The sequence below is a fragment of the Rhodococcus sp. SGAir0479 genome (assembly GCF_005484805.1).
Classification (GTDB): domain Bacteria; phylum Actinomycetota; class Actinomycetes; order Mycobacteriales; family Mycobacteriaceae; genus Prescottella.
The window spans coordinates 1,547,004-1,569,985 of record NZ_CP039432.1; the positions used below are offsets into that span (position 1 = coordinate 1,547,004).

Here is a 22,982-nt window from a genome sequence, read left to right on the forward strand (position 1 = left end):
CCGGTCAGGCGTCGACGAATTCCAGGCCGCCTTCAGCCGCGGCCGGGAGCCGGCGGCGCATCGGTGAGCCCAGCGCGCGCGCCAGGTTGCTGCCGTCGTGCTCGGCCAGCAGTTCCCCGCCGGACCACACCAGCAGGGCCGCGCTCACCGTCTGCTCGGCTGTCGAGTGCGCGAGATCGTAGTGCGCGCAGCCCGGCACGCCGGCATACGTGATCCACAGGTCGTAACCGGTCATGAACAGATCGAGGTCGAACTGCACGCTCAACCCCAGCAACTCGCTGCGCCCGTTGTCGTCGACGCCGGCGAACGCCTCGTCCAGCCCCAACAGGCGCGGTGAGTGCGGATCGGCCGAGGACAGCATGACGTGTGCGGCCGCGAACAGCGGCAGGTGCAGCGACACCGACTGCTCGCCGCCGGACAGGGCGCTGTGCCGGGCGACCGTGAGCCGGTCCTCGCTTCCGTCGCCACCGATGAGCGTGAACGAGAACACGCGCCAGCGTCGGTAGTCCAGCGCCCCCGCGAGGATCTCCGGGTACGACCGCTCCGGGTGCGCGGCTCGTGCGGACCGCACCTGGGACGCGAAATGCGCACGGATGGTAGCCAATTCGTCGGCGCTCAGTGCCGAAGGCGCGCGGTCGAGAAGCTTCGAGACGGCCCGCGAGCTGTCGTCGAGATTGTCGGCGAGCACCCAGTGGACGCCGATCGTGCTGCCCGACGACATGCGCCGCTCGCGCATCTCGGCACCCATCTGCGCGATGAGGTCGCGGGCGTCGGCGGTGCGCTCGTGGATCTGCTGCGCGAGGCCCGTGAGCAGTGCGTCCTCGAGGATTCGCCGCTCGGAGTCGGTCAGCAGCACCTCCTGCTCCTGCCGCGCCGCGCGGATCCGGGTCGAGAACTCACCGATCGACGAGTACCCCTGGTCGTCCTGGACGCGCACCACGGTGAGACCGTCCGGCGCGTCCCACTGCAGACGGTAGTCCTGGCCCGCGGCGGCCAACTGGGCGTCGAAGTCCTGCAGCGCGGCCGTCAGCGCCGATCGAGTCGACTTCTTGGCGTTCTCACTCGTCCTCACGGACCCGGTCGCGGTGTCCACCGCGCGGTACAGCGCCGCCACCTCGGGTGGGAGGATGGGTGCGTCCGGATCGCCCTCGGTCGCGATCCGATAGACGAGCTGGTCGGGCGTCATCCAGGCGGCCGAACTCTGCGGCCACGAGTGGGCGGTCTCCACACCGAGCAGGTCGAGCAGGTCCCGGCGCGCGTAGGGCGCGAGACGATCTGCGTCCGTTCGGGTTTCGGTCAGGGCGTTGCGCAGCGTCTCGATCGCCGCGGTGTGCGCGCCCTCGGCCTTGCCGATCTGCTCGACAGCGACGTCGTAGGCTTTGCGGGCCGCGCGCTGCTCGGTCTTGCACATCTCGATGCGGGCCCGGGCCTGTTCGAGGTCGGCGTCGATCTGCTCGGCGCTCGCGCCCAGCGCCTCCCGCAGCGTCTCGAGGCGCGACACCTGCTGCGCGTAGTTCTCCTCCGCGACCGCCGCTTCCTCGACGAATTCCTCGGTGTTGCCGCGCGCCTCCTCGAGGCGGTCCTCCGCCTCGCGGTGCAGTTCGAGTTCCTTCTCGTGCTCGCGTCGGCACCGCAGCAGCTGCTCGCCCTGGCTCTCGAAGTGACGGATGGCGGCCGCGAGCGCGTCGACGTCGCGGGCGTGGGGCGGCATCCGGTGCGCGGCGGCGACGGCGCGCAGTTGCTTCTCCTTGGCGGTGTGATCGGCGATCGCCTGGTCGAGTTCGTCGCCGGCGCTCGCGGTGGATTCGGTGCGGGTCCGCAGCGCGCCCGCGGCCTCGGTGAGCTTCTTGATCGCGACCAGCACCCCCGACGTGCGCGGCAGCGCCTTGGCGGCCCCGGCCAACCGATCGAGAACGTCGGTGGTCTCCGCCTCCGCGTCCCGGGCCGCGGCGAGCGCCTCCTCGGCGGCCGCGATCTCGTGGTCGATCTCCGCGAGCCGCTGGGCGCGGCGCCGCTCGCGCGCCGTGGTGCCGATGTACTCGGCGTGGGCCTTGACGTGACGACCGTGCTGGATCCCCTGCCGGAAGTGCCCGTCGATCCCGACGGCGACACCGAAGTCGCCGACGGAACCGTCACGGTGCAGTGCGATCGATTCGAGGATCGCCTGCACGGCCGCCTCCGGCACACCCGCGTCGGGCTCGACCTCGAGCACGTCCGCCAGCGTCGGCCCCGCCGGCCGCCGGTCGGCCGGCAACGCCGTGAGGAACTGCTCGGACTCGACGTCGGGCAGCGGATCCTCGCCGCCGTACACCCAGCCGTCCAGCAGATTGGCCGCGGCGAGCGCGGACTCGACACCGGCGGCGACCGCGGCGTCCGTCCCGTCCGCGAAGCGCACGAGACGCCACAGCGGTGCGCCCGGCAGACCGCTGCGATCATCCGTCCGGAACGCGAAGGCCGCCGGGGCGTCGTCGTGCTCGGCCGCGACCCGCCCGCGGTCGGCCCGCAACGCGGCGATCCGTTCCTTCGTCGCCGTCTGCGCGGCCACCGCGTCGCGGCGCTGGGCACGCTGTTCGTCGAGGGCGGACTGCGCATGCTCGTGCAGCACGGTCGGCAGGCCGGGGGAGTCGTCCTCACCGGCCTGCGCCAGAGCGCCGTCGAGCGCGGCGAACAGGTCCGCGGTCACCCCGATCGACGCGTATTCGGTGGAGTGCTCGGTCCACCACCCGCGCAGCGATGCCGCGCAGTCCGCGCGCGCGAGCTCGACGGCCGCCTCGGCCTCGGCCACCGCGGCCTGCGCGGCGTCGAGGAGCTCGCGGCCCTTGCCGGCTGCACGGTCGGCGCGCTCCCGCTCCGTGCCGGCCTTCTCCACCGTGGCGAGCGCGGCGCGGACCGCGCGGACGTCGCCGTCGCGTTCCTCCGCGTGTCCGCGCACGGCGGTCGTGATCTTGTCCGAGCGCACGTTCTCGGGCAGCGGCGTCCAGGCGATGCCCGCCTGCTCGGCCGCGTCGGCCAGCTCCTCCTCCGCGCGCACCAGCGCGGCACCCGCCCGGCGGACCGAGTCGGTTGCGCGGGCCGCATCGGCCGTGCGCTGCTCGAGTGTCGCCTGCGCCTTGCGCGCCTTGTCCGCCTGCTGGGCGGTCGACACCTTGAGCTGCTCGACGGCGGCGGCGAGGTCGTCGAGCTGCTGCTTGCCCTCGTAGGCGCCCGACCGCTGCAAGGTGTCGAGATCCGCGCGGGCCTGCTCGAGCGCGCGCTCGGCGGCGGTGAAGCGGTCCTCCGCGCGCAGCCGTTCCTCCTGGCGCGTCGTCTGCAACGCCAACGCCTCGTCGAGGACCGCCTTCGCGCGGTCCACCGACTCGAGTCGGCGGGCGACCTGCTCGACGTCGGTGCGGGCCTGCTGAGCCAGATACCGCGAGTACACCGTCACGAAGCTCTGCGCGGCCTGGTCGGCGGCGGCGAGGCCCTCGAGGGCCCGGCCCACCTCCTCCATGTCGCTGAACGACCGCGCCGCCTCGAGCACCAGTTGTTCGTCGAGCGGGCGCAGTCCGTCGGTCAGGGCCTGCGAGAGCCCCTTGGGGTCGAGGTTCTTCGCGAGCTGAGGACGCCGCAGCGTCAGGATCAGGTTGATCAACTGGTCGTACCGCTCGGAGCCGAGCCCGAACAGGCGCGCGTCGATGGCAGCACGGTAGTCGACGGGGCGGTCGGTGATGGCGTCGCTGCCCAGCTGGTCGGCGAGCTGCTTCTTGGTCAGCGGCCGGTCGTCGCTGCCGAGCAGCGAGAAATCGACCCCCACGCGTCCCTCGGCGACGAAGTACCAGCGGGTGACCTTGTCGTTCTGGCGGGTCGCGCGCATCCCGATGCCGACCGTGACGGCTTCCGGGTCGTCCTGCGCTCCGCGGCAGAACTCCATCCACACGTACGAGTGCGCCGAATCCTGTCCGCGGTAGAGCAGATTCGACTTCATGGTCCGTTCCTCGCCCGCGAACGGGTTGAGCCGACGCGGCTCGATCCGGCCGTCGAACACGAAGGGGAACAGCACCTCGAGCGCCTTGGTCTTACCGGAGCCGTTGGGGCCCCGCAGCACGAGGCGGCCGTCGGCGAAGGAGAACTCCTGGTCGCGGTAGTCCCAGAGGTTGATGATCCCGGCGCGGGTCGGCTTGAAACGCGCGTGTGCCATGCGAAAGGTGCCTCTACTTCTCTGCGGAGGGGTGCTCGGCGGTGGTGGGTGGGCCGCCGGGGACCGGGTCGTGGAACAGGTCGGACTGCGCCGTGCGTTCCCGGATGTTGACGACGACGCCGCGGAAGCGGGCGATCGCCGGCAGGACCAGGACGCCGTCGTCCACCGTCCGGATCAGGTCCAGCCGGTCGAGCAGCGCGACGGCGCTGCGGCGCAGCCCGGTGTGGTCGGCCTGCCACTGGGCGGCGAAGGTGCGTCCGAACTGATGGACGAGTTCGTCGACCGCGCCGGTCAGCCACGCGTCGTCGAGCAGTGCGTAGCGGACCGGGTCGGGGGAGTCGTCGGCCGGCGCGAAGAATTCTGCCGGCGGGACGGTATCGGCCGGCTCGTCCGCCAACTGCTCGAAGACACCGTGACGGGGGATGGCGGCGTCCAACTGGGCGATCAGGGCGTCGGTGCCGGAATCCGGCAGCGGCCGCGTCGGTAGCGCGGGCGCGTCCGGATCGAGCACCCGGTCGGCCATCTCGCCCGCCAACAGCAGCGCCACCTGTGAGACCGTGCCCGTGCTGGGAAAGCGGACGTCCGACATCCGGCCCGACGGGTCGATCATCGCGATGCCTTCGGCGCGGCGTTCGGCGACGAGTCCGGTGAGCTCTTCGACATCGGCGGCGGTGCGTGGCAGCGCGAGTTGCAGGCGTTCGTCGTCGGTGAGTTCGTCCGCGTAGACGACCGGTCGTTCGACCAGCGCGCGTCGTATCCGCCGGGCGACCTCACGCTGGTCGGCGGGGCGGTACGCGATCACCTCGTCCTCGGCTCCGGGCTGTTCACCCGCCAGGAGCGAGCGCGCCGACGTCAGGTGCTGGAGAGCTCGCGGCGGCCGGAACAGCGCGACGACCACCGAGCGGTCGATGTCGTAGAGCGCTTCGCCGGCACCGGGGTTGGACGCCCACCCGCCGGCGTCGCCGTCCGCCAGCACGATCGCGCCGCGCGCGGCGAGCCAGCCGACGGCGTCGACGAACGCGTCGCGGTCGGCGGCGCGATCGGTCGACAGCGTCACGCCCGGGACCTGCGCGGCCTCGGTGGCGACGTGCTCGGCCAGCTCCGACAGCGTGATCTGGTTGCCGGCGCGGCCGAGCGCGGCCAACGCCAGCGCGAGGTAGGCGTACCGGTGCCGGTCGAACGTGCGGTCCGTGGCGGTGCGGGCGGGCGTTCCGGGCGTGAGCCGGTCCGCCACGGTGAACAGACGCGCGGTCGTCTCGGTGACCTCGAGGCGGTAGCCGAACAGGTCGAGCAGGTCGTCACGCAGCTCCGTCGCCCACCGGCGCAGCAACGGAAGCGCCAGCCGGTCCGGATAGGTCTGCGTCACAAGGTGATTCGACAGGATGACGCGAGCGGCCCGCTGGTACGAGTCGAGATCCAGGGGCGAGACGGTGCGAGCCCTCACTGCACACTCACCTGCAGTCCGTCGAGGTGTAGGCGGCCGCGCGCGGTCTGTACGACCGTCGACTCGGCATGCGGACTGAGGGTGAGTCGCACCCCGCTCTCCGAGCCGGTGGAGCTGGGCACCGCGCCGCTCACCGGAACCCGTGCGGTGAGAGCGGCGTTGAGCAGGCTCAGCAGGACGTCGGTCTCCTGCGCGTCGAGGACACGGTCGTATGGGCCCTTGGTCGCCAGTGACGACGCGGCGACAGCCCGGGCCCGCTGCGCCGCCAGCTGTTCCTCGCGCAGACGGCGGATGCTGCCCTCGTTGCGCTGCACCCGCGACGGCATGCCCGGTGTCGCGGCCCGTCCGGTCTCGGCGAGGGTGCGGGAGATCTCGACCGGCGTCGCATCCCACCACGACCGGGAGTCTGGGATGATGTCGGCGTCCGGATGGACCATCGACAGGTGCCGGGGACGGCCGAGGTCGAACACCAGCTGGAACAGCGCGTGCGCGGACTCCTCGGTGGGGGTCGCGGCGAACCACCCGGCCAGGTGCCGGAGCTGACTCTCGCGGCTTACCCCGCCGCGGCGGGTTTCGGTCACGCGGCGCAGCAGCGACAGCACAGCGGCGATCGCACTCATCGTGCCCTCGCGCAACCGGTCGGACTCGCTCGGACCGGCGCCTGCCACGAACCACTGGGTGAGCCCGGACCATCTTGCCCGCCAGTCGGATTCACGCTCGGTGTGCGAGAGGAACAGTCGGTCGTCGCTCGCGGCGGCGCGCGCGACGAGCGCGTCCACACCGGTCGACTCCACGACGCCGATCGCGGCCGCGAGCTTGGGCGCGTACCGCGCGAGATCCGAGCTGAACTCGCGCATGTGGCTGAGCAGCGCGTCCTTGTGGGCCAGGAACGCCTCGGGTGTGACCTCCGTGGTGCGGACCAGGTCGCCGAGCATGAGATAGAACTGCGCCGCCCGCGCGGCCATGTCGGACAGCGTCGAATCCAGTCGCGCGAGCTTGCGGTAGATCAGGTCGCCGTCGCCGCGCCGATTGGCCTCGGCGAGCTCCTCGAGATCGGCGAGCAGGTCGGGCAGCGCCAGCCGGGACAGCGTCGCATCCTCGAGCCGCGCGCCCAGGAGGTCCTCGACCGCCCGGAACGCGAGGTAGCCGGCCTGGCTGAACTGGTAGACGAAGTGCCGGTTGCGGTACTCGGCGAGGGTGGCCGCGCGGCTGCCGTCGTAGCTGCGCTCGAGGACTCCCCACACGTGCAACTGTTCGAGCAGGGGAGTGATCTCGCCGGACGTCAACGCCGCGCCGTCGTCGGCGATGCGGCCGAGGATGTCGGCCACCTCGCCGGCGTGCAGGAGGACGACGTAGTTCGCCCGGGCGTTGTCGAATGCCCGCAGTACCCAGAGGTATTCGGCACGTTTCTCCGCGGTGGTGAAGGAGAACAGCCGCAGCCGGTCCTCGCGCACGGTGAAGTCGACGTCCGACGACGTCTCCGCCGCCTGCGTGTCACCTGAATCGCTCACCGTCACAGCCTAGGGCGTCGGTGTACCCGCGAGCGAACACGCCGGTAGGTCACCGCGCGCGGCGGACGGCGCGGCGCCAACTCGTCTCGTCCGTCGTCATCGTCGTCAGGAGGTACTCGGCCGCGTCGGGGTGCCGGAAGGGGCCCGCGACGAGGTCCGCGTAGGCGTGCGAGGGGGCCACGCAATGCAATCCGTCGCGGTGTTGCATGCGGTCGAACACCACCGAGGACCACGGCGTCGCCACCACCACGTCGGCGCCGCCGTCGACGGGACGCAGTTCGAGCGCGGCCGCGAACGCGTCGACGTCGTCGGCGTACACCTCGAGCACCACCGGGGTCGCGTAGTCGGTGGCGCCGATACCGGTCACCGCGTAGCCGAGCGCGCCGTCCGCGGCGGCCAGTCGTGCCCGGAGCTCGTCGAGGCCCGCCGGGGCGGCGAAACCGCGTGTCGGACAGGGTTTGCGGTCGGCGGCCCAGGCCCGCAGCATGTGCTCCCACCGGACCTCGGTGATGGGGCCCCTCGGGAGCCGGGACACCAGTTCGCGTTCGAAGAGCACCTCGACGACGCGGTACGCCGCACCCGTGGACGCGCCCGACAACTTGATCAGTTCGGGGACCGACATCTGGCCGGCGTGATCGGCGAGGGCGCGTACGACGCGTTCGGAGGGCTCGCCGGTGAGTACCCCGGACGGGCGTCCCGGTCCTCGCCAGGGATCGGCGTCTGCGCCCCGGTTGCGCACCCAGATCGCCGGCCGGTCCGCCACCAGACTGACGTTGCCGGTCGCGTCCGCGTACGAGATCCCGTGTCCGTCCAGTTGCCGCCGGACGGGCTCGGACAGGTAGTGCGCGCACACGAATCCGCGGTCGCTGTCGGACAGCTCGGCGGCGATACGGGCGACGTCGCCGCTGAGGACCCCCTTCGACGCGACGATGGCGAACGACACCGAGTCGCCGTCGGGCGCGGTGACGAGCAATCGGTTGGGCGCAGCGGGGGAGCGTGGGCGGTCCGACGACACCGACCAGCCCCCGGGGAGATGCGTCTCCAGCCACGTGAGCGCTCGGCGGTAGATGTCGATGCTGCGCTCGGGGCGCGGGACGGTTCCGGCAGCAACAGTCACATTCGCCACTGTAGCCACTCTGTGCACAACGGAAACGGAAGAAATGCCGAATCAGCGCCGGCGTGTCGTGCAACGGGGCCGCGCGGTTCCGGACGCGGAGATCGGTACTCGACGGAAAGTCGGGATTTTCCGAACCATGGGCCTGCGCGCGTCCGGGGTGCGCCTGCGGCGCACCGGGCCCGGAGCGGCCTCAGCGCGAATTCGGGGGCGTGGTGGAGCGCGGCATCAGCAACGGCGGCAGCACCGCGAGCAGCAGAGCGGGGAGCAGGAAGCTGATGCCGGGGTGGACGGCGTACAGCGGAGTGAGGGCCACCGGTGCGAGCGCCGCGCCGGCGAAGCGCAGTGACTGCACCACCGAGACCGCCCCGCCCCGGTTCCCGCCCCGGCCGCCGAGGACGACGGCGTTGACCCCGACGAGCAGGAACTGTGACGCGGTGCCGGCGAGGAACCACGCTGCCGCGGCGACCGCGGACAGGCCCACCGTGCCGGCGATCGCCACCAGTACCGCGCCCGCGAACGCGCCGACGAGCACCGCCCTCCGCGCGCCGATCCGGTCGATGAGCGTGCCGATCGGCCGGGCGCTGAGGATGCCGGCCACACCGAAGCCGGTGAGCAGCAGTCCGCGGGTCGCGGGACTCATCCCGAACACGTCCTCGGCGCGGAACGCGAGCAGGAAGCCGAGGCCGCCGAGCGCGCCCCACCCGAGCAGCGCGACGACGCCGACCCGCAGCACCGCGGGAGTCCACGCGTCCCGCAGCCGGGCGCCGGTGTCCGCGGGGATGCTGCGCGCAGCATCCGGGAGCCCGACGGCGCCCAGGACGGCGGCGACCACGGCGATCGCCAGGAACGCCAGCCGCCAGTTCGCCTCGGCGGCCAGTCCGCCGATCAGTGGGGCACTGGTCTGACCGGCGGCCTGGAGGGCGCCGAACGCGCCGAGCGCACGACCGAGCTTGTGCTGCGGGGTCATCGCCGCCAGGGTGGCGAGCAGGAGGGGAGTGGTGAACGCGTTCGCGGAGCCCTGCACGATGCGGGCGCCGAGGAACAGCTCCAGCGTCGGAGCGGCGAAGCACGCCACCGAGGCGGCGAGGTACACGCCGTAGGCGATGCGTACGGTCCGCATCCGGCCCCAGCGCGTCCCCAGGGTGCCGGACACGAGCATCACCAGCGCGAACGGCAGCAGGTACGCCGTGAGGGAGGAGGCGGCCGCACCCGCGTCGACGCCCAGGCCGGTGCCGATCTCGGGCAGCATCGACGTGACGACGCCCCCGCCGAACGGGCCGAGGAATCCGCCCGCGTACAGCGCGGAGAGCTGGAGCCGGGAGCGGAGGGTGGGCGCGGTGTCGGAGCTCACGCCCCGAAACGTCCGGGACCGCGGCGTCGCAGGTAACGCTCGAACTCGGCCGCGAGCGCGTCCCCGTCGATCTTCGAGATCGCCTCGGAGATGTCGGTCTCGGCGTCGCCGCGCTCCTCGAGGGTGCGCACGTACTCCGCGATCTCCTCGTCGTCGCGGGTCATCTCGGATACCGACTCCTCCCAGTCCTCGGCCTGGCTGGGCAGCTCGCCGAGCGGGACCTCGACGTCGAGCACGTCCTCGACCCGCTGCAGCAGCGCGACGGTGGCCTTGGGATTGGGCGGCTGGGACACGTAGTGGGGGACCGCGGCCCAGAAGGAGACGGCCGGCACCCCGGCCTTCACGCAGGCGTCCTGCAGCACGCCGGCGATACCGGTGGGCCCCTCGTACCGGGAGCGCTCCAGATTGAAACGTTCGGCGGCCTCGGCGCTGTACGCGGTGCCGGTAACGGGGACCGGCCGGCTGTGCGGGGTGTCCGCGAGCAGCGCGCCCAGGATGACGACGGTGTGGACACCGAGTTCCTCGACGAACTCGAGCAGCTCGGCGCAGTAGCTCCGCCACCGCATGTTCGGCTCGATGCCGCGCAGGAGGAGCACGTCCCGCTCGCTGCCGGGAGGGGTGCACAGCGACAGCTGGGTGGTGGGCCAGACGATCTCGCGGGTGACGCCGTCGACCTGCCGGATCATGGGGCGATTGACCTGATAGTCGTAGTAGTCCTCGGAGTCGAGTTCGGCGAGCGGGGTCGCGTCCCAGGTCAACTCGAGATGCTCGACGGCTCCGCTGGCCGCGTCGCCGGCGTCGTTCCACCCCTCGAAGGCGGCGATGAGGACGGGGTCGCGCAACGTCGGCACTTCCGCATCGGCAGCAGCCGATTCGGTAGCCTCGGGGTACTCGGGGGAACTCACGTGTCCAGCCTACGACCCGCCCCTGTCGAGCCGCCCACTACTCTGGACGGCATGTCTGCACCATTCCACTCTGCCCTGCTCGATGCGCTGGAAAAGCGCGTTGTGATCGGCGACGGCGCCATGGGCACGATGTTGCAGGCCGCGGATCTGACGCTCGACGACTTTCTCGGGCTCGAGGGCTGCAACGAGATTCTCAACGAAACTCGCCCCGACGTCCTGCGCGACATCCACCGCGCGTACTTCGAGGCCGGCGCCGACGCGGTCGAAACCAACACCTTCGGCTGCAATCTGCCGAACCTCGCCGATTACGACATCGCCCACCGCATCCGCGACCTCGCGGAGCGCGGCACCCGCATCGCGCGGGAGGTCGCGGACGAGATGGGGCCGGGCCGCGACGGCATGCCGCGGTTCGTGCTGGGGTCGATGGGCCCGGGCACCAAGCTCCCCACTCTCGGCCACGCCCCGTTCGCGGTGCTGCGCGACGCGTACACCGAATCCGCCCTCGGCATGATCGACGGTGGCGCCGACGCGATCCTGATCGAGACGTGTCAGGACCTGCTCCAGGTGAAGGCAGCGATCATCGGCAGCCAGCACGCGATGGAGAAGCTCGGCCGCCGCCTGCCGATCATCACCCACGTCACGGTCGAGACGACCGGCACGATGCTGCTCGGCAGCGAGATCGGTGCGGCGCTCACGGCGCTCGAACCGCTCGGCATCGACATGATCGGCCTCAACTGCGCCACCGGCCCGGACGAGATGAGCGAGCACCTGCGGCACCTGTCTCGGCACTCGAAGCTGCCGGTCTCGGTGATGCCGAACGCAGGTCTGCCGCAGTTGGGCCCCAACGGTGCGGAGTACCCGCTCAGTGCGGAGGAGCTGGCCGCGGCCCTGGCGGGATTCGTCGGCGAGTTCGGTCTCTCGTTCGTCGGCGGTTGCTGCGGCACCACCCCGGAGCACATCCGGCAGGTCGCCGAGGCCGTTCGTGCGGTCGAGAAGGCGCAGCGCCGGCCGGATCCGGAGGACGGCACGTCGTCGCTGTACCAGGCGGTGCCGTTCGCGCAGGACGCCAGCATTCTGATGATCGGCGAACGCACCAATTCCAACGGCTCCAAGGCGTTCCGCGAAGCGATGATCGCCGAGGACTACCAGAAGTGCCTCGACATCGCGAAGGACCAGACCCGCGACGGCGCGCACATGCTCGACCTCAACGTCGACTACGTCGGCCGCGACGGCGCCGCCGACATGGCGGCCCTGGCGAGCCGGTTCGCGACCGCCTCGACGCTGCCGATCATGCTCGACTCCACCGAGCCCGAGGTCCTGCGGGCAGGTCTCGAGCACCTGGGCGGCCGCTGCGCGGTCAACTCGGTGAACTACGAGGACGGCGACGGGCCCGATTCGCGGTACCAGCGCATCATGCGCCTGGTGAAGGAACACGGCGCGGCCGTCGTCGCGCTCACCATCGACGAGGAGGGCCAGGCCCGCACCGCCGAGCACAAGGTGCGGATCGCCGCGCGGCTGATCGAGGACATCACCACCACGTGGGGGCTGACGCAGTCCGACATCATCATCGACGCCCTGACGTTCCCTATCTCCACCGGCCAGGAGGAGGTGCGCAAGGACGGCATCGAGACGATCGACGCGATCCGCGAGATCAAGCGCCGCTACCCCGACGTCCACTTCACGCTCGGTATCTCGAACATCTCGTTCGGCCTCAATCCGGCTGCCCGGCAGGTGCTGAACTCGGTGTTCCTGCACGAGTGCACCGAGGCCGGGCTGGACACCGCGATCGTGCACGCGTCGAAGATCCTGCCGATGGCACGTATCCCGGACGAGCAGCGCGAGACCGCGCTCGACCTCGTCTACGACCGCCGCCGCGAGGGATACGACCCGCTGCAGAAGCTCATGGAGCTGTTCGAGGGCGTCTCGGCGGCGTCGGCGCGCGAATCGCGGGCCGAGGAACTGGCCGCGCTGCCGCTGTTCGAGCGGCTCGAGCGGCGCATCGTCGACGGCGAACGCAACGGGCTCGAGGCCGACCTGGACGCCGCCATGACCGAGCGCCCGCCGCTCGAGATCATCAACGAGACCCTGCTGTCGGGGATGAAGACGGTCGGTGAACTGTTCGGCTCCGGTCAGATGCAGCTACCGTTCGTGCTGCAGTCGGCCGAGGTCATGAAGGCGGCCGTGGCCCATCTCGAGCCCCACATGGAGTCGACGGGCGACGAGGGCAAGGGTCGCATCGTGCTCGCCACCGTCAAGGGCGACGTGCACGACATCGGCAAGAACCTCGTCGACATCATCCTTTCCAACAACGGCTACGAGGTCGTCAACATCGGCATCAAGCAGCCGATCGCCACGATCCTCGACGTCGCGCTCGACAAGAAGGCCGACGTGATCGGCATGTCGGGACTGCTGGTGAAGTCGACCGTCGTCATGAAGGAGAACCTCGAGGAACTCAACGCCAAGGGCGTCGCCGAGCAGTTCCCGGTGCTGCTCGGTGGTGCGGCGCTCACGCGCTCGTACGTCGAGAACGACCTCTCCGAGGTGTACGAGGGCGAGGTGTCGTACGCGCGGGACGCTTTCGAGGGCCTGCATTTGATGGACAGCATCATGGCCACCAAGCGCGGTGAGGGTCCGGACCCGGACAGCCCGGAGGCGCTGGCCGCCAAGGAGAAGGCGGCCGAACGCAAGGCGCGGCACGAGCGGTCCAAGCGGATCGCCGAGAAGCGCAAGGCCGCCGAGGTCCCGGTCGAGGTACCGGAGCGTTCCGACGTCGCGACCGACATCGACGTGCCCACGCCGCCGTTCTGGGGCACCCGGATCGTCAAGGGCATCGCCCTGGCCGAGTACTCCGGTCTGCTCGACGAACGGGCACTTTTCCTGGGGCAGTGGGGCCTGCGCGGCCAGCGTGCCGGCGACGGACCGACGTACGAGGAGCTCGTGGAGACCGAGGGGCGGCCGCGCCTGCGGTACTGGCTCGACCGGCTCAGCACCGAGGGCGTGCTGCAGCACGCCGCCGTGGTGTACGGCTACTTCCCGGCCGTCTCGGAGGGTGACGACGTCGTCGTGCTCACCGAGCCGGATGCGGATGCGCCCGAACGTTTCCGGTTCACGTTCCCGCGCCAGCAGCGCGGGCGGTTCCTGTGCGTCGCGGACTTCGTGCGCTCGCGGGAGGACGCCCGGAAGGCCGGACAGGTCGACGTGCTGCCGATGAATCTCGTGACGATGGGCCAGCCGATCGCGGACTTCGCGAACGAGCTGTTCGCGGCCAACTCGTACCGCGACTACCTCGAGGTCCACGGCATCGGCGTCCAGCTGACCGAGGCGCTGGCCGAGTACTGGCACCGCCGGGTCCGCGAGGAACTCATCATGCCCGGCGGACGCAACGTCGCCGCCGAGGACCCCGCCGATGTCGAGGACTTCTTCAAGCTCGAATATCGCGGCGCGCGTTACTCGTTCGGCTACGGCGCGTGCCCGGACCTCGAGGATCGACGCAAGCTCGTCGCGCTGCTCGAACCCGATCGGATCGGCGTCGAGTTGTCTGAGGAGGTTCAGCTGCACCCCGAGCAGTCCACCGACGCGTTCGTGCTGCACCACCCGGAGGCCAAGTACTTCAATGTTTGATCCCGCCGGCACCACCGACGTCACCACGACCGGCACCCTGCGAGCGGTGCTGTGGGACATGGACGGCACGCTGCTCGAATCGGAGAACCTGTGGGACGTCGGGGTGCGCGAGCTGTCGTTGCACCTCGGCGGCCCGATGTCCGAGGAGACCCGTCAGGCCACCATCGGCGCCTCGAGCTACAACGCGCTGATCACCGTGTTCGCGTCGCTCGGTCTCGAGCCGACACCGGACGCGCTGGCGGACGCCAAGCGCTGGCTGTACACGCGCATGGGGGAGTTGTTCGCGGGCGGGCTGCCGTGGCGTCCGGGCGCACGCGACGCGCTGCAGGCGGTGCGGTCGGCCGGTCTGGGATCGGCGCTGGTGACCAACACCGACCGGCAGCTGTGCGAGTTCGCACTCGAGACTCTCGGTCGCGAGCACTTCGACCATTCGGTGTGCGGCGACGAGGTCCCGGCCGGCAAGCCGGACCCGGCGCCGTACCTGCGGGCCGCCGAGCTGCTGGGTGTCGATCCGACCGATTGTCTCGCGGTGGAGGATTCGCCGACCGGCGCGGCTTCGGCGGAGGCGGCCGGATGCGCGGTGCTGGTGGTGCCGTCGATCACGACCGTGCCGGAGTCGGCGCACCGGGTCTTCCGCACCACGCTCGAGGGGCTGACGGCGGCCGACCTGCGCGAGCTGCACAGGTCGGGCGTGGCGTAGCCGTGGCGACCCCGAAGATCGTTCTGTTCTACCGATTCACGCCACTGGCGGATCCCGAGGCGATCCGGTTGTGGCAGCACACCCTGGCGGAGTCCAACAACCTGAAGGGTCGGATCCTGATCTCCGAGCGCGGGATCAACGCCACCGTCGGCGGCGACATCGCAGACGTCAAACGGTACGTGCGGGGTACCCGGTCGTACGGGCCGTTCAAGGACGCCGACATCAAGTGGTCCGACGGCACCGGTGACGACTTCCCGCGGCTGTCGGTGAAGGTGCGGCCGGAGATCGTCACCTTCGGTGCCCCCGACGAAGTGAAGGTCGATGCGGACGGTGTCGTCGGGGGCGGAGTGCACCTGTCCCCGAACGAACTTCACGAACTCATCGAGCAGCGTGGCGACGACGTGGTGTTCTTCGACGGTCGCAACGCCTTCGAGGCCGAGATCGGACGCTTCCGGAACGCCATCGTTCCCGACGTCGCGACCACCCGCGACTTCGTGGCCGAACTCGACAGCGGACGCTACGACCACCTCAAGTCGAAGCCGGTCGTCACCTACTGCACCGGCGGGGTGCGTTGCGAGGTGCTCTCGGCGTTGATGCGTGGTCGCGGCTTCGACGAGGTGTACCAGCTCGACGGCGGAATCGTCCGGTACGGAGAGACTTTCGGTGACGACGGCCTGTGGGAGGGGTCGCTGTACGTGTTCGACAAGCGGATGAACGTGGACTTCACCGAGCGGGCCGTGACGCTCGGGACGTGCACGCTGTGCCAGTCGCCGACGTCGAGGTACCGGAACCATCCGGACGTGAACGGCCGGGAGCTGACGCTGGTGTGCGAATCCTGCGTGCCGGACGCCTGACCGGCGAACGATGACGCGTGCCCCTCTGCCCGTGCGGGACGGCCTCGGCCCGGATCGCCTTCGCATGCCCGCCGACCTCGGTGCGACGACGATCCTGGAATTCCTGACGACGCATCACCCGGGCGAGGACTGGAACGGCCGGGTCGCCTCGGGCGAGGTGGTCGACGAACACGGCCGCGTGATCGGCCCGGACACCGGCTACCAGCCGACGCGATTCGTGTACTTCTACCGGGAGCCCGCGCCGGAGATCCCGGTGCCGTTCGACATCGACGTCCTGCACCACGCCGACGGACTGGTCGTCGTGGACAAACCACACTTCCTGGCCACCATTCCCCGCGGTACGCACATCCGGGAGACCGTGGTCGTGCGGTTGCGACGTGACCTCGGGCTTCCGGACCTGGTTCCGGTGCACCGGCTGGACCGGATGACCGCCGGGGTGCTGCTGTGCACGTCGGATCCCGGATTGCGCCGGCCCTACCAGGAGTTGTTCGAACGACAGCGAGTCCGCAAGACTTACGAGGCCGTCGCGCCGTACCTCGACGACGTCGAGTTCCCGCGAGTGATCCGCAGCCGGATCCGGAAGGTGCACGGCGAGCTGACCGCCTCCCAGGAGCCGGGGGAACCCAACTCCGAGACACTGATCGAGCTCGTCGAGCGGCGCGGTGGTCTCGCCCGCTACCGGCTGTTCCCGCGAACGGGACGCACCCACCAGCTGCGGTTGCACCTCGATTCGCTCGGCGCGCCCATCGTGGGCGACAACTTCTATCCGCAGCTGAGGCGGCGCGAACGTGACGACTTCACCGACCCGCTGCGCCTGCTCGCCCGAGCCCTCGAGTTCGACGACCCGCTCACCGGCGAGACCAGGCGGTTCGAGAGCCGGCGGGTGCTGGAGTACTGAGTGCGAGGCGTCCGTTGCCGCGTGGAACAATGGGTCCCCGTGAAGACCTTCGAATCCCTGTTCGCCGAGCTGACCGAGCGCGCCGCTTCCCGCCCCGAGGGATCCGGCACCGTTGCCGCGCTGGACGCAGGTGTCCATGCGCAGGGCAAGAAGGTGCTCGAGGAAGCCGGCGAGGTGTGGATCGCCGCCGAGCACGAGAGCGACGAAGCGCTCGCCGAGGAAATCTCCCAGCTGCTGTACTGGGTTCAGGTCCTGATGGTGGGCAAGGGGCTGAAGCTCGAGGACGTCTACCGACATCTGTGACGGCAGCCGTCGTCACCACCGTCAGCCACATCGTCCCGGAAGGACCACCCCGCATGCTGCGCGTCGCAGTACCCAACAAGGGATCGCTCTCCGAGTCCGCGAGCCAGATTCTCGCCGAGGCCGGATACCGTCGCCGCACCGATTCCCGCGACCTGACCGTCCTCGACCCCACCAACTCGGTCGAGTTCTTCTTCCTGCGCCCCAAGGACATCGCCATCTACGTGGGTTCGGGCGATCTCGATCTCGGCATCACCGGCCGTGATCTCGCACTCGATTCCGGCGCCCCGGTCGCCGAGCGGCTCTCGCTCGGGTTCGGCCGGTCCTCGTTCCGCTACGCCGGACCGCAGGGCAAGGAGTGGAAGGTCGAGGACCTCGCCGGCCTCCGGATCGCCACCTCCTACCCGAATCTCGTCCGCACGGATCTCGCCGCCCGGGGCATCGAGGCCACGGTCATCCGGCTCGACGGCGCCGTGGAGATCTCGATCCAGCTCGGGGTCGCGGACGCGATCGCCGACGTCGTGGGCTCCGGCCGGACGCTGCGCCAGCACAACCTCGTCGCGTTCGGGGAGTCGCTCTGCGATTCCGAGGGAGTACTGATCGAACGCGAGGGCTCCGACCGCGAGGACCGCGCCCGCAACCAGCTGATCGCCCGCGTCCAGGGTGTCGTGTTCGCGCAGCAGTACCTGATGCTCGACTACGACTGCCCCAAGACCGTGCTCGACAAGGCCGTCAAGGTCACGCCGGGTCTCGAGTCGCCGACCCTGTCCCCGCTGGCGGACGAGAACTGGGTGGCCGTGCGCGCGATGGTCCCACGCAAGGGCCACAACGCCGTGATGGACGAGCTCGCCGATCTCGGTGCCAAGGCGATCCTGGCGTCCGACATCCGGTCCTGCCGCGCCTTCTGACCCGAACGACACTCGTACCGCGAGGGCGGTGGCATCCCGACACGGATGCCACCGCCCTCGCGCTGTCGGGAGCCCTACCGTGCGCGGACCTGGACGGTCTGGTTGATCCGCCCCACCGCGCCGGCCTCGTCGTAGACGACGCCCGCGCACATGCCGACACCGTCGGGGCCGTACGACGTCTCGGACGACAGGCCGATCCACTCGCCGTCCGGGACGCGGAACAGGTGCACCGTCAGATCGGTGTTGAGGAACGTCCACTCGCTCGGATGAATCTTGGCGCCCACACCGTTGGACACGTCGACGACGCTGAACAGACGCTGGATCGGGCTGAGCGACTCACCCTCGACGAGAACGGGATTGGGGCGCACCCACACCTGTCCCGGCCCCTCGCAACTGATCTCGGCCAGCCAGCGCCAGTCGAGACTCGTGACGAATCCGCTGCCCCAGAACGGCCCCGACATCTCGATCTCGTGGCCCGCGGAGACCGGACGCAGGGGCGCGTCGGCGGTGTGGACGACCGGGGTGGTGTCGACCGTCTGCATCCGCCACCCGGTGCCGCGGGCGACCGCCCGCGCGGCGCCGTCGGGCCCGGCGGCCCACAGCTCGGCCACCACCAGTTCGACACGCTTGCCGGGGCGCTCCACCCACGAGCGCACCTCGATGTCGCTGATCGGGACGGGCCCGAGGATTTCGATCACGACACGGGTGAGCCGAGCGTCCGGCCGCGGTTCGCAGTGCTCGAGTGCGCGGACCAGCAGCGCGGACGGCGGCGCGCCGTGCTGCATGGTGTCGGCCCACGTGCTGGCGGTCAGCGGCGTCGACGAGAACCGTTCGGCTCCGTCCGCACCGACCCCGAGCGGGACGTAGTACGCCAGATCGCTCACTCGACCATCTCCTCGAAATCCGAACTCGCCTCGGGGGGAACGTCGGGCCAGCCCGGGTACGGGGGCGGTGTTCCTCCGAAGGCCGGGCAACGGTCCCTATGGTCGCACCAGTCACACAGTCTGCTCGGTTTGGGGCGGAAGTCGCCCGTCCGCCCGGCCGCCAGGATCGCCTCCCACAGCGCCGACAACGTCCGTTCGAAGCGTCGCAGCTCCGCCTCGTCCGGTTCGTACGTCAGCGCCTGCCCGTCGCCCAGGTACAGTAGTTGCAGCTGGGCCGGCACGACCCCGCGCACGCGCAGCAGGACCAGCGCGTAGAACTTCAGCTGGAACAACGCCTTGGACTCGCCCACCTCCCGGGGTGCGCGGCCGGTCTTGTAGTCCACCACCCGCACCAGCCCGGTGGGAGAGACGTCGATGCGGTCGACGAAGCCGCGCAGCAGCACACCGTCGTCGAGCTCGGTCTCGACACGCAGCTCACACGCTTCCGGGTCGAAGCGCGTCGGATCCTCGAGTCGGTAGTAGCCGGCGACCAGACGCCGCGCCTCGGTGAGGAAGCGGCCGTGTTCGTCCGCGGTGATCACGTCCGCCAGTTCCGGGGACTCCGCCAGCACCCGTTCCCACGCCGGTTCGACGAGCTCGCGCGCCCGCTCCGGAATGCGTTCTGCCGCAGGCAGAGCGAACAACGCCTCGAGCGCGGCGTGCACCACCGAACCCCGGGCCTGTGCGCGTGAGGGCGTCTCGGGAAGCCGGTCGACCGCGCGGAACCGGTAGAGCAGCGGGCACTGCTTGAAGTCGCCCGCGCGCGAGGGCGACAACGCGGGGCGCCGCACCGATCCCCGGTCTGGCTGCGGGTCGGCGATCGGGGCGTCGTAGGTAGGGGGCATAGGAAGGGTCGTGCTCACACCTGGCAGGCTAGGCGCTGGGTCCGACACGGTGTCGGGCCCGTCGGACGAACGGAGTGGGCACGAGATGGCATCAGGCGGACTGGGACGTAGCGGACCGTTTCAGGTCGGTGACCGCGTCCAACTCACCGATGCCAAGGGGCGCAAGTACACCGTCGTCCTCGAACCCGGCAAGGAGTTCCACACGCACCGCGGCGGAATCCTGCACGACGCGTTGATCGGGACCGACGAGGGCAGCGTCGTCACGTCGACGAACGGCACGCCGTACCTCGCGCTGCGGCCGTTGCTCACGGACTACGTGCTCTCGATGCCGCGCGGCGCGCAGGTGATCTACCCCAAGGATGCGGCGCAGATCGTGCACGAGGGCGACGTCTTCCCGGGTGCGCGCGTGCTCGAGGCGGGCGCCGGCTCGGGCGCGCTGACGTGCTCGCTGCTGCGCGCGGTCGGTCCCACCGGCCGCGTCACGTCGTACGAGGTGCGCGAGGACCACGCCGAGCACGCGGTCCGCAACGTCGAGACGTTCTTCGGCGGGCGTCCCGACAACTGGGACCTGACGATCGCGGACCTCGCGGAGTACGACGCCGACATCGACGGCAAGGTCGACCGGGTGGTGCTGGACATGCTCGCGCCGTGGGACGTGCTGCCTGCAGTGTCCAAGGCGCTCGTGCCGGGTGGTGTGCTCGTGGTCTACGTGGCGACCACGACGCAGCTGTCCAAGGTCGTCGAGGCGATGCGCGAGCAGGAGTGCTGGACCGAACCCCGGTCCTGGGAGTCGATGGTGCGCGGGTGGCACGTGGTGGGCCTGGCCGTGCGTCCGGAGCACCGGATGCAGGGGCACACGGCGTTCCTGGTCACCGCGCGCCGGCTGGCCGAGGGGACGGTGACCCCCAAGCCGCAGCGCCGCCCCAGCAAGGGCTGACGCCGCGGCGCGGAGGGGTCGCGATCAGCAGCTGACGCGGCCCATTCCGAAGATTTGGCAGCTCGAGGCGTCGGAGATGACCCACTCGCCGTTCGACTCGGTGAACGTGACGGGGACCGGAGCGCCGCCGTGCGGGCCCGCGATCTCGGTGGTGGCCGTGACGGTGTCTCCCGCGGCGGTCACCTCGCCGACCTTCGCGGTCAGCGGGTAGCCGGCCAGTACCTGATTGAACTGCTCGAGCGTCGCGGTGCGCTGCGCACCGTTCTCGATGACCTCGCTCTTCTCGGCGGCCGGCACGGCGGGGTCGAAGAACGTCGTCAGCTGCTCCTGGAGAACCTCCGCGGACGGCGCGGCCGCGGAGGCTGCGGTCGAGGTCGTCGCACCCGTCGTGGCGGACGTGGTCGTCGCCGTCGTCTCCGCCTGATCGGACGAGTCGTCGGAGCCGCATGCGGTCATGCCGAGGGCGGCAGCGAGGACGCCGGCGGCGACGAGGGATTTGCGGATGATCACGGGGGGAAGCCTTTCGTTCGGGGTCACTCGGACGGGCCGGGACCAAGAGATAGGTAAGGCTAACATGCCTGGTATTCGCGGTTCCGAGACCGAAGAGAGACGCCGACGACCGTATCCGCCTCGTGTCGCGGCGCGCATTCCTCTCGCTCCCGGTAGCGTTGATAGATCGGACTGGGAGGAGCTGCAATGAACCCGACAGAGAATCCGGACCCGGTTGCGGCGGCTCGTGAACTCGAGGCGCTCAGGGCGGAGGCGATCGCGCTCCGCCGACAACTCGCGGAATCGCCGGAGCAGCTCCGCGAGCTGGAATCACGGGTGGACTCGCTCACCATCCGCAACGGCAAGCTGATGGACACCCTCAAGGAGGCCCGCCAGCAGCTCATCGCACTGCGCGAGGAGGTCGACCGCCTGGGCCAGCCGCCGAGCGGGTACGGGGTACTGCTCGCCGTCCACGAGGACCAGACCGTCGACGTGTTCACGTCCGGCCGCAAGATGCGTCTGACGTGCTCGCCGAACGTCGACGCGGAATCGCTGTCGATGGGCCAGACCGTCCGGCTGAACGAGGCACTGACGATCGTCGAGGCGACGAGTTTCGAACGTGTGGGGGAGATCTGCGCGCTGCGTGAGGTCCTCGACGACGGAACCCGCGCGCTCGTCGTGGGACACGCCGACGAGGAGCGCGTGGTGTGGCTAGCGGCGCCGCTCGCCGAGATCGCGATCGAGGACGTCGTCAAGGATCCGGACTCGCCGTCGCGCCGGCTGCGCCCCGGCGACTCGCTGCTGGTCGACACCAAGGCCGGTTACGCGTTCGAACGGATCCCCAAAGCGGAGGTCGAGGACCTCGTGCTCGAAGAAGTGCCGGACGTCGGCTACAACGACATCGGCGGCCTGGGCCGGCAGATCGAGCAGATCCGCGACGCGGTGGAACTGCCGTTCCTGCACAAGGATCTGTTCCACGAGTACGCGCTGCGTCCGCCCAAGGGCGTGCTGCTGTACGGGCCGCCCGGTTGCGGCAAGACGCTGATCGCCAAGGCGGTGGCGAACTCGCTGGCGAAGAAGATCGCCGAGGCGCGGGGTGAGGACAGCAAGGAGGCCAAGTCCTACTTCCTCAACATCAAGGGCCCCGAACTGTTGAACAAGTTCGTCGGTGAGACCGAGCGGCACATCCGCATGATCTTCCAGCGGGCGCGGGAGAAGGCGTCCGAGGGCACGCCGGTGATCGTGTTCTTCGACGAGATGGATTCGATCTTCCGGACCCGCGGATCCGGCGTCTCCTCGGACGTCGAGACGACCGTGGTGCCGCAGTTGCTCAGTGAGATCGACGGTGTCGAGGGGCTCGAGAACGTCATCGTGATCGGCGCGTCCAACCGCGAGGACATGATCGATCCGGCCATCCTCCGGCCCGGCCGCCTCGACGTGAAGATCAAGATCGAGCGCCCGGACGCCGAGTCGGCGCAGGACATCTTCTCGAAGTACCTCACCGAGACGCTGCCGCTGCACGCCGACGACCTCGCCGAGTTCAACGGCGATCGGACCGCGTGCGTGAAGGCGATGATCGAGCGGGTCGTCGACCGGATGTACGCCGAGAGCGACGACAACCGGTTCCTCGAGGTCACGTACGCCAACGGCGACAAGGAAGTGCTGTTCTTCAAGGACTTCAACTCGGGTGCGATGATCCAGAACATCGTGGACCGGTCCAAGAAGTACGCGATCAAGTCGGTGCTCGAAACCGGGTCGCCGGGTCTGCGGGTGCAGCACGTGTTCGATTCGATCGTCGACGAATTCTCCGAGAACGAGGATCTGCCGAACACGACCAACCCCGACGACTGGGCGCGAATCTCCGGTAAGAAGGGCGAACGGATCGTCTACATCCGCACGCTGGTGACGGGCAAGAATGCCAGTGCGAGCCGGGCGATCGACACCGAGTCGAACACCGGCCAGTACTTGTGAACCCAGCGCAGTTTCCGTGAAGCGAGGGCAG

General features: G+C 70.1%; 17 protein-coding genes. 8 read left to right on the plus strand and 9 right to left on the minus strand.

Annotated features, from left to right (window positions below; all coding sequences use genetic code 11):
• Window positions 1-4 precede the first annotated feature (4 nt).
• The 6 genes from E7742_RS07270 to E7742_RS07295 form a co-directional block, all read right to left on the minus strand.
• Window positions 5-4,177, minus strand: coding sequence for a TIGR02680 family protein (locus tag E7742_RS07270; RefSeq protein WP_137798340.1), 4,173 nt, complete (start codon window positions 4,175-4,177; stop codon window positions 5-7).
• Window positions 4,178-4,190: 13 nt separating this feature from the next.
• The gene (locus E7742_RS07275) at window positions 4,191-5,621 is read right to left on the minus strand and encodes a TIGR02678 family protein (protein ID WP_137798341.1); all 1,431 of its coding nucleotides are present in this window, start codon (window positions 5,619-5,621) and stop codon (window positions 4,191-4,193) included.
• A complete protein-coding gene (locus E7742_RS07280) occupies window positions 5,618-7,060 on the minus strand; it encodes a TIGR02677 family protein (protein WP_175420587.1) in 1,443 nt (480 codons plus the stop codon). The genes E7742_RS07275 and E7742_RS07280 overlap by 4 nt, the downstream gene beginning before the upstream one ends.
• Window positions 7,061-7,181: 121 nt before the next feature.
• Window positions 7,182-8,249: a hypothetical protein gene (locus tag E7742_RS07285; protein WP_254699187.1), complete on the minus strand. Its 1,068-nt coding sequence runs from the start codon at window positions 8,247-8,249 to the stop codon at window positions 7,182-7,184.
• Window positions 8,250-8,439: 190 nt separating this feature from the next.
• The gene (locus tag E7742_RS07290) at window positions 8,440-9,600 is read right to left on the minus strand and encodes an MFS transporter (RefSeq protein ID WP_137798344.1); all 1,161 of its coding nucleotides are present in this window, start codon (window positions 9,598-9,600) and stop codon (window positions 8,440-8,442) included.
• On the minus strand, window positions 9,597-10,505 hold the full coding sequence (locus E7742_RS07295) for a PAC2 family protein (RefSeq protein WP_137798345.1): 909 nt from the start codon (window positions 10,503-10,505) through the stop codon (window positions 9,597-9,599). The genes E7742_RS07290 and E7742_RS07295 overlap by 4 nt, the downstream gene beginning before the upstream one ends.
• Window positions 10,506-10,556: 51 nt before the next feature.
• Here E7742_RS07295 and metH point away from each other — a divergent pair, with 51 nt between their 5' ends.
• Genes metH through hisG form a run of 6 tightly spaced genes read left to right on the plus strand, consistent with a single transcriptional unit; the run spans window position 10,557 to window position 17,786 of the window.
• Entirely contained in the window at window positions 10,557-14,126 is a 3,570-nt protein-coding gene (metH, locus tag E7742_RS07300) for a methionine synthase (RefSeq protein ID WP_137798346.1), read from the plus strand.
• Window positions 14,119-14,826: an HAD family hydrolase gene (locus E7742_RS07305; protein WP_137798347.1), complete on the plus strand. Its 708-nt coding sequence runs from the start codon at window positions 14,119-14,121 to the stop codon at window positions 14,824-14,826. The genes metH and E7742_RS07305 overlap by 8 nt, the downstream gene beginning before the upstream one ends.
• A gap of 2 nt (window positions 14,827-14,828) precedes the next feature.
• Window positions 14,829-15,680, plus strand: a complete 852-nt coding sequence (gene trhO, locus E7742_RS07310; RefSeq protein ID WP_137798348.1) for an oxygen-dependent tRNA uridine(34) hydroxylase TrhO — start codon at window positions 14,829-14,831, stop codon at window positions 15,678-15,680.
• Between the two features lie 10 nt (window positions 15,681-15,690).
• On the plus strand, window positions 15,691-16,578 hold the full coding sequence (locus tag E7742_RS07315) for a pseudouridine synthase (RefSeq protein WP_137798349.1): 888 nt from the start codon (window positions 15,691-15,693) through the stop codon (window positions 16,576-16,578).
• A 21-nt stretch (window positions 16,579-16,599) separates the two neighbouring features.
• Window positions 16,600-16,881: a phosphoribosyl-ATP diphosphatase gene (locus E7742_RS07320; RefSeq protein WP_175420429.1), complete on the plus strand. Its 282-nt coding sequence runs from the start codon at window positions 16,600-16,602 to the stop codon at window positions 16,879-16,881.
• A gap of 53 nt (window positions 16,882-16,934) precedes the next feature.
• Window positions 16,935-17,786, plus strand: a complete 852-nt coding sequence (gene hisG / locus E7742_RS07325; RefSeq protein ID WP_137801083.1) for an ATP phosphoribosyltransferase — start codon at window positions 16,935-16,937, stop codon at window positions 17,784-17,786.
• A gap of 74 nt (window positions 17,787-17,860) precedes the next feature.
• Here the strand turns inward: hisG and E7742_RS07330 are convergent, their stop codons facing one another.
• Window positions 17,861-18,670, minus strand: a complete 810-nt coding sequence (locus E7742_RS07330) for a thioesterase family protein (protein ID WP_137798350.1) — start codon at window positions 18,668-18,670, stop codon at window positions 17,861-17,863.
• On the minus strand, window positions 18,667-19,500 hold the full coding sequence (locus tag E7742_RS07335) for a RecB family exonuclease (RefSeq protein WP_217497541.1): 834 nt from the start codon (window positions 19,498-19,500) through the stop codon (window positions 18,667-18,669). Before E7742_RS07335 ends, E7742_RS07330 begins: the two co-directional genes overlap by 4 nt.
• A 139-nt stretch (window positions 19,501-19,639) precedes the next feature.
• Between E7742_RS07335 and E7742_RS07340 the strand changes: the two genes are divergently transcribed.
• The gene (locus E7742_RS07340; protein ID WP_137798351.1) at window positions 19,640-20,491 is read left to right on the plus strand and encodes a tRNA (adenine-N1)-methyltransferase; all 852 of its coding nucleotides are present in this window, start codon (window positions 19,640-19,642) and stop codon (window positions 20,489-20,491) included.
• 24 nt (window positions 20,492-20,515) lie between these two features.
• Here the strand turns inward: E7742_RS07340 and E7742_RS07345 are convergent, their stop codons facing one another.
• Complete coding sequence (locus E7742_RS07345; protein WP_137798352.1) at window positions 20,516-21,001, minus strand: nuclear transport factor 2 family protein; 486 nt, start codon at window positions 20,999-21,001, stop codon at window positions 20,516-20,518.
• A 186-nt stretch (window positions 21,002-21,187) separates the two neighbouring features.
• Here E7742_RS07345 and arc point away from each other — a divergent pair, with 186 nt between their 5' ends.
• Complete coding sequence (gene arc, locus E7742_RS07350) at window positions 21,188-22,951, plus strand: proteasome ATPase (RefSeq protein ID WP_137798353.1); 1,764 nt, start codon at window positions 21,188-21,190, stop codon at window positions 22,949-22,951.
• The last annotated feature ends 31 nt before the right edge of the window (window positions 22,952-22,982 follow it).

Bases quoted from the DNA above. Each gene is read 5' to 3' on its own strand.
- E7742_RS07270 (WP_137798340.1), bottom strand. From the start codon at position 4,177: ATGGCACACGCGCGTTTCAAGCCGACCCGCGCCGGGATCATCAACCTC.
- metH (WP_137798346.1), top strand. From the start codon at position 10,557: ATGTCTGCACCATTCCACTCTGCCCTGCTCGATGCGCTGGAAAAGCGC.
- E7742_RS07305 (WP_137798347.1), top strand. From the start codon at position 14,119: ATGTTTGATCCCGCCGGCACCACCGACGTCACCACGACCGGCACCCTG.
- E7742_RS07315 (WP_137798349.1), top strand. From the start codon at position 15,691: ATGACGCGTGCCCCTCTGCCCGTGCGGGACGGCCTCGGCCCGGATCGC.
- hisG (WP_137801083.1), top strand. From the start codon at position 16,935: ATGCTGCGCGTCGCAGTACCCAACAAGGGATCGCTCTCCGAGTCCGCG.
- E7742_RS07340 (WP_137798351.1), top strand. From the start codon at position 19,640: ATGGCATCAGGCGGACTGGGACGTAGCGGACCGTTTCAGGTCGGTGAC.
- arc (WP_137798353.1), top strand. From the start codon at position 21,188: ATGAACCCGACAGAGAATCCGGACCCGGTTGCGGCGGCTCGTGAACTC.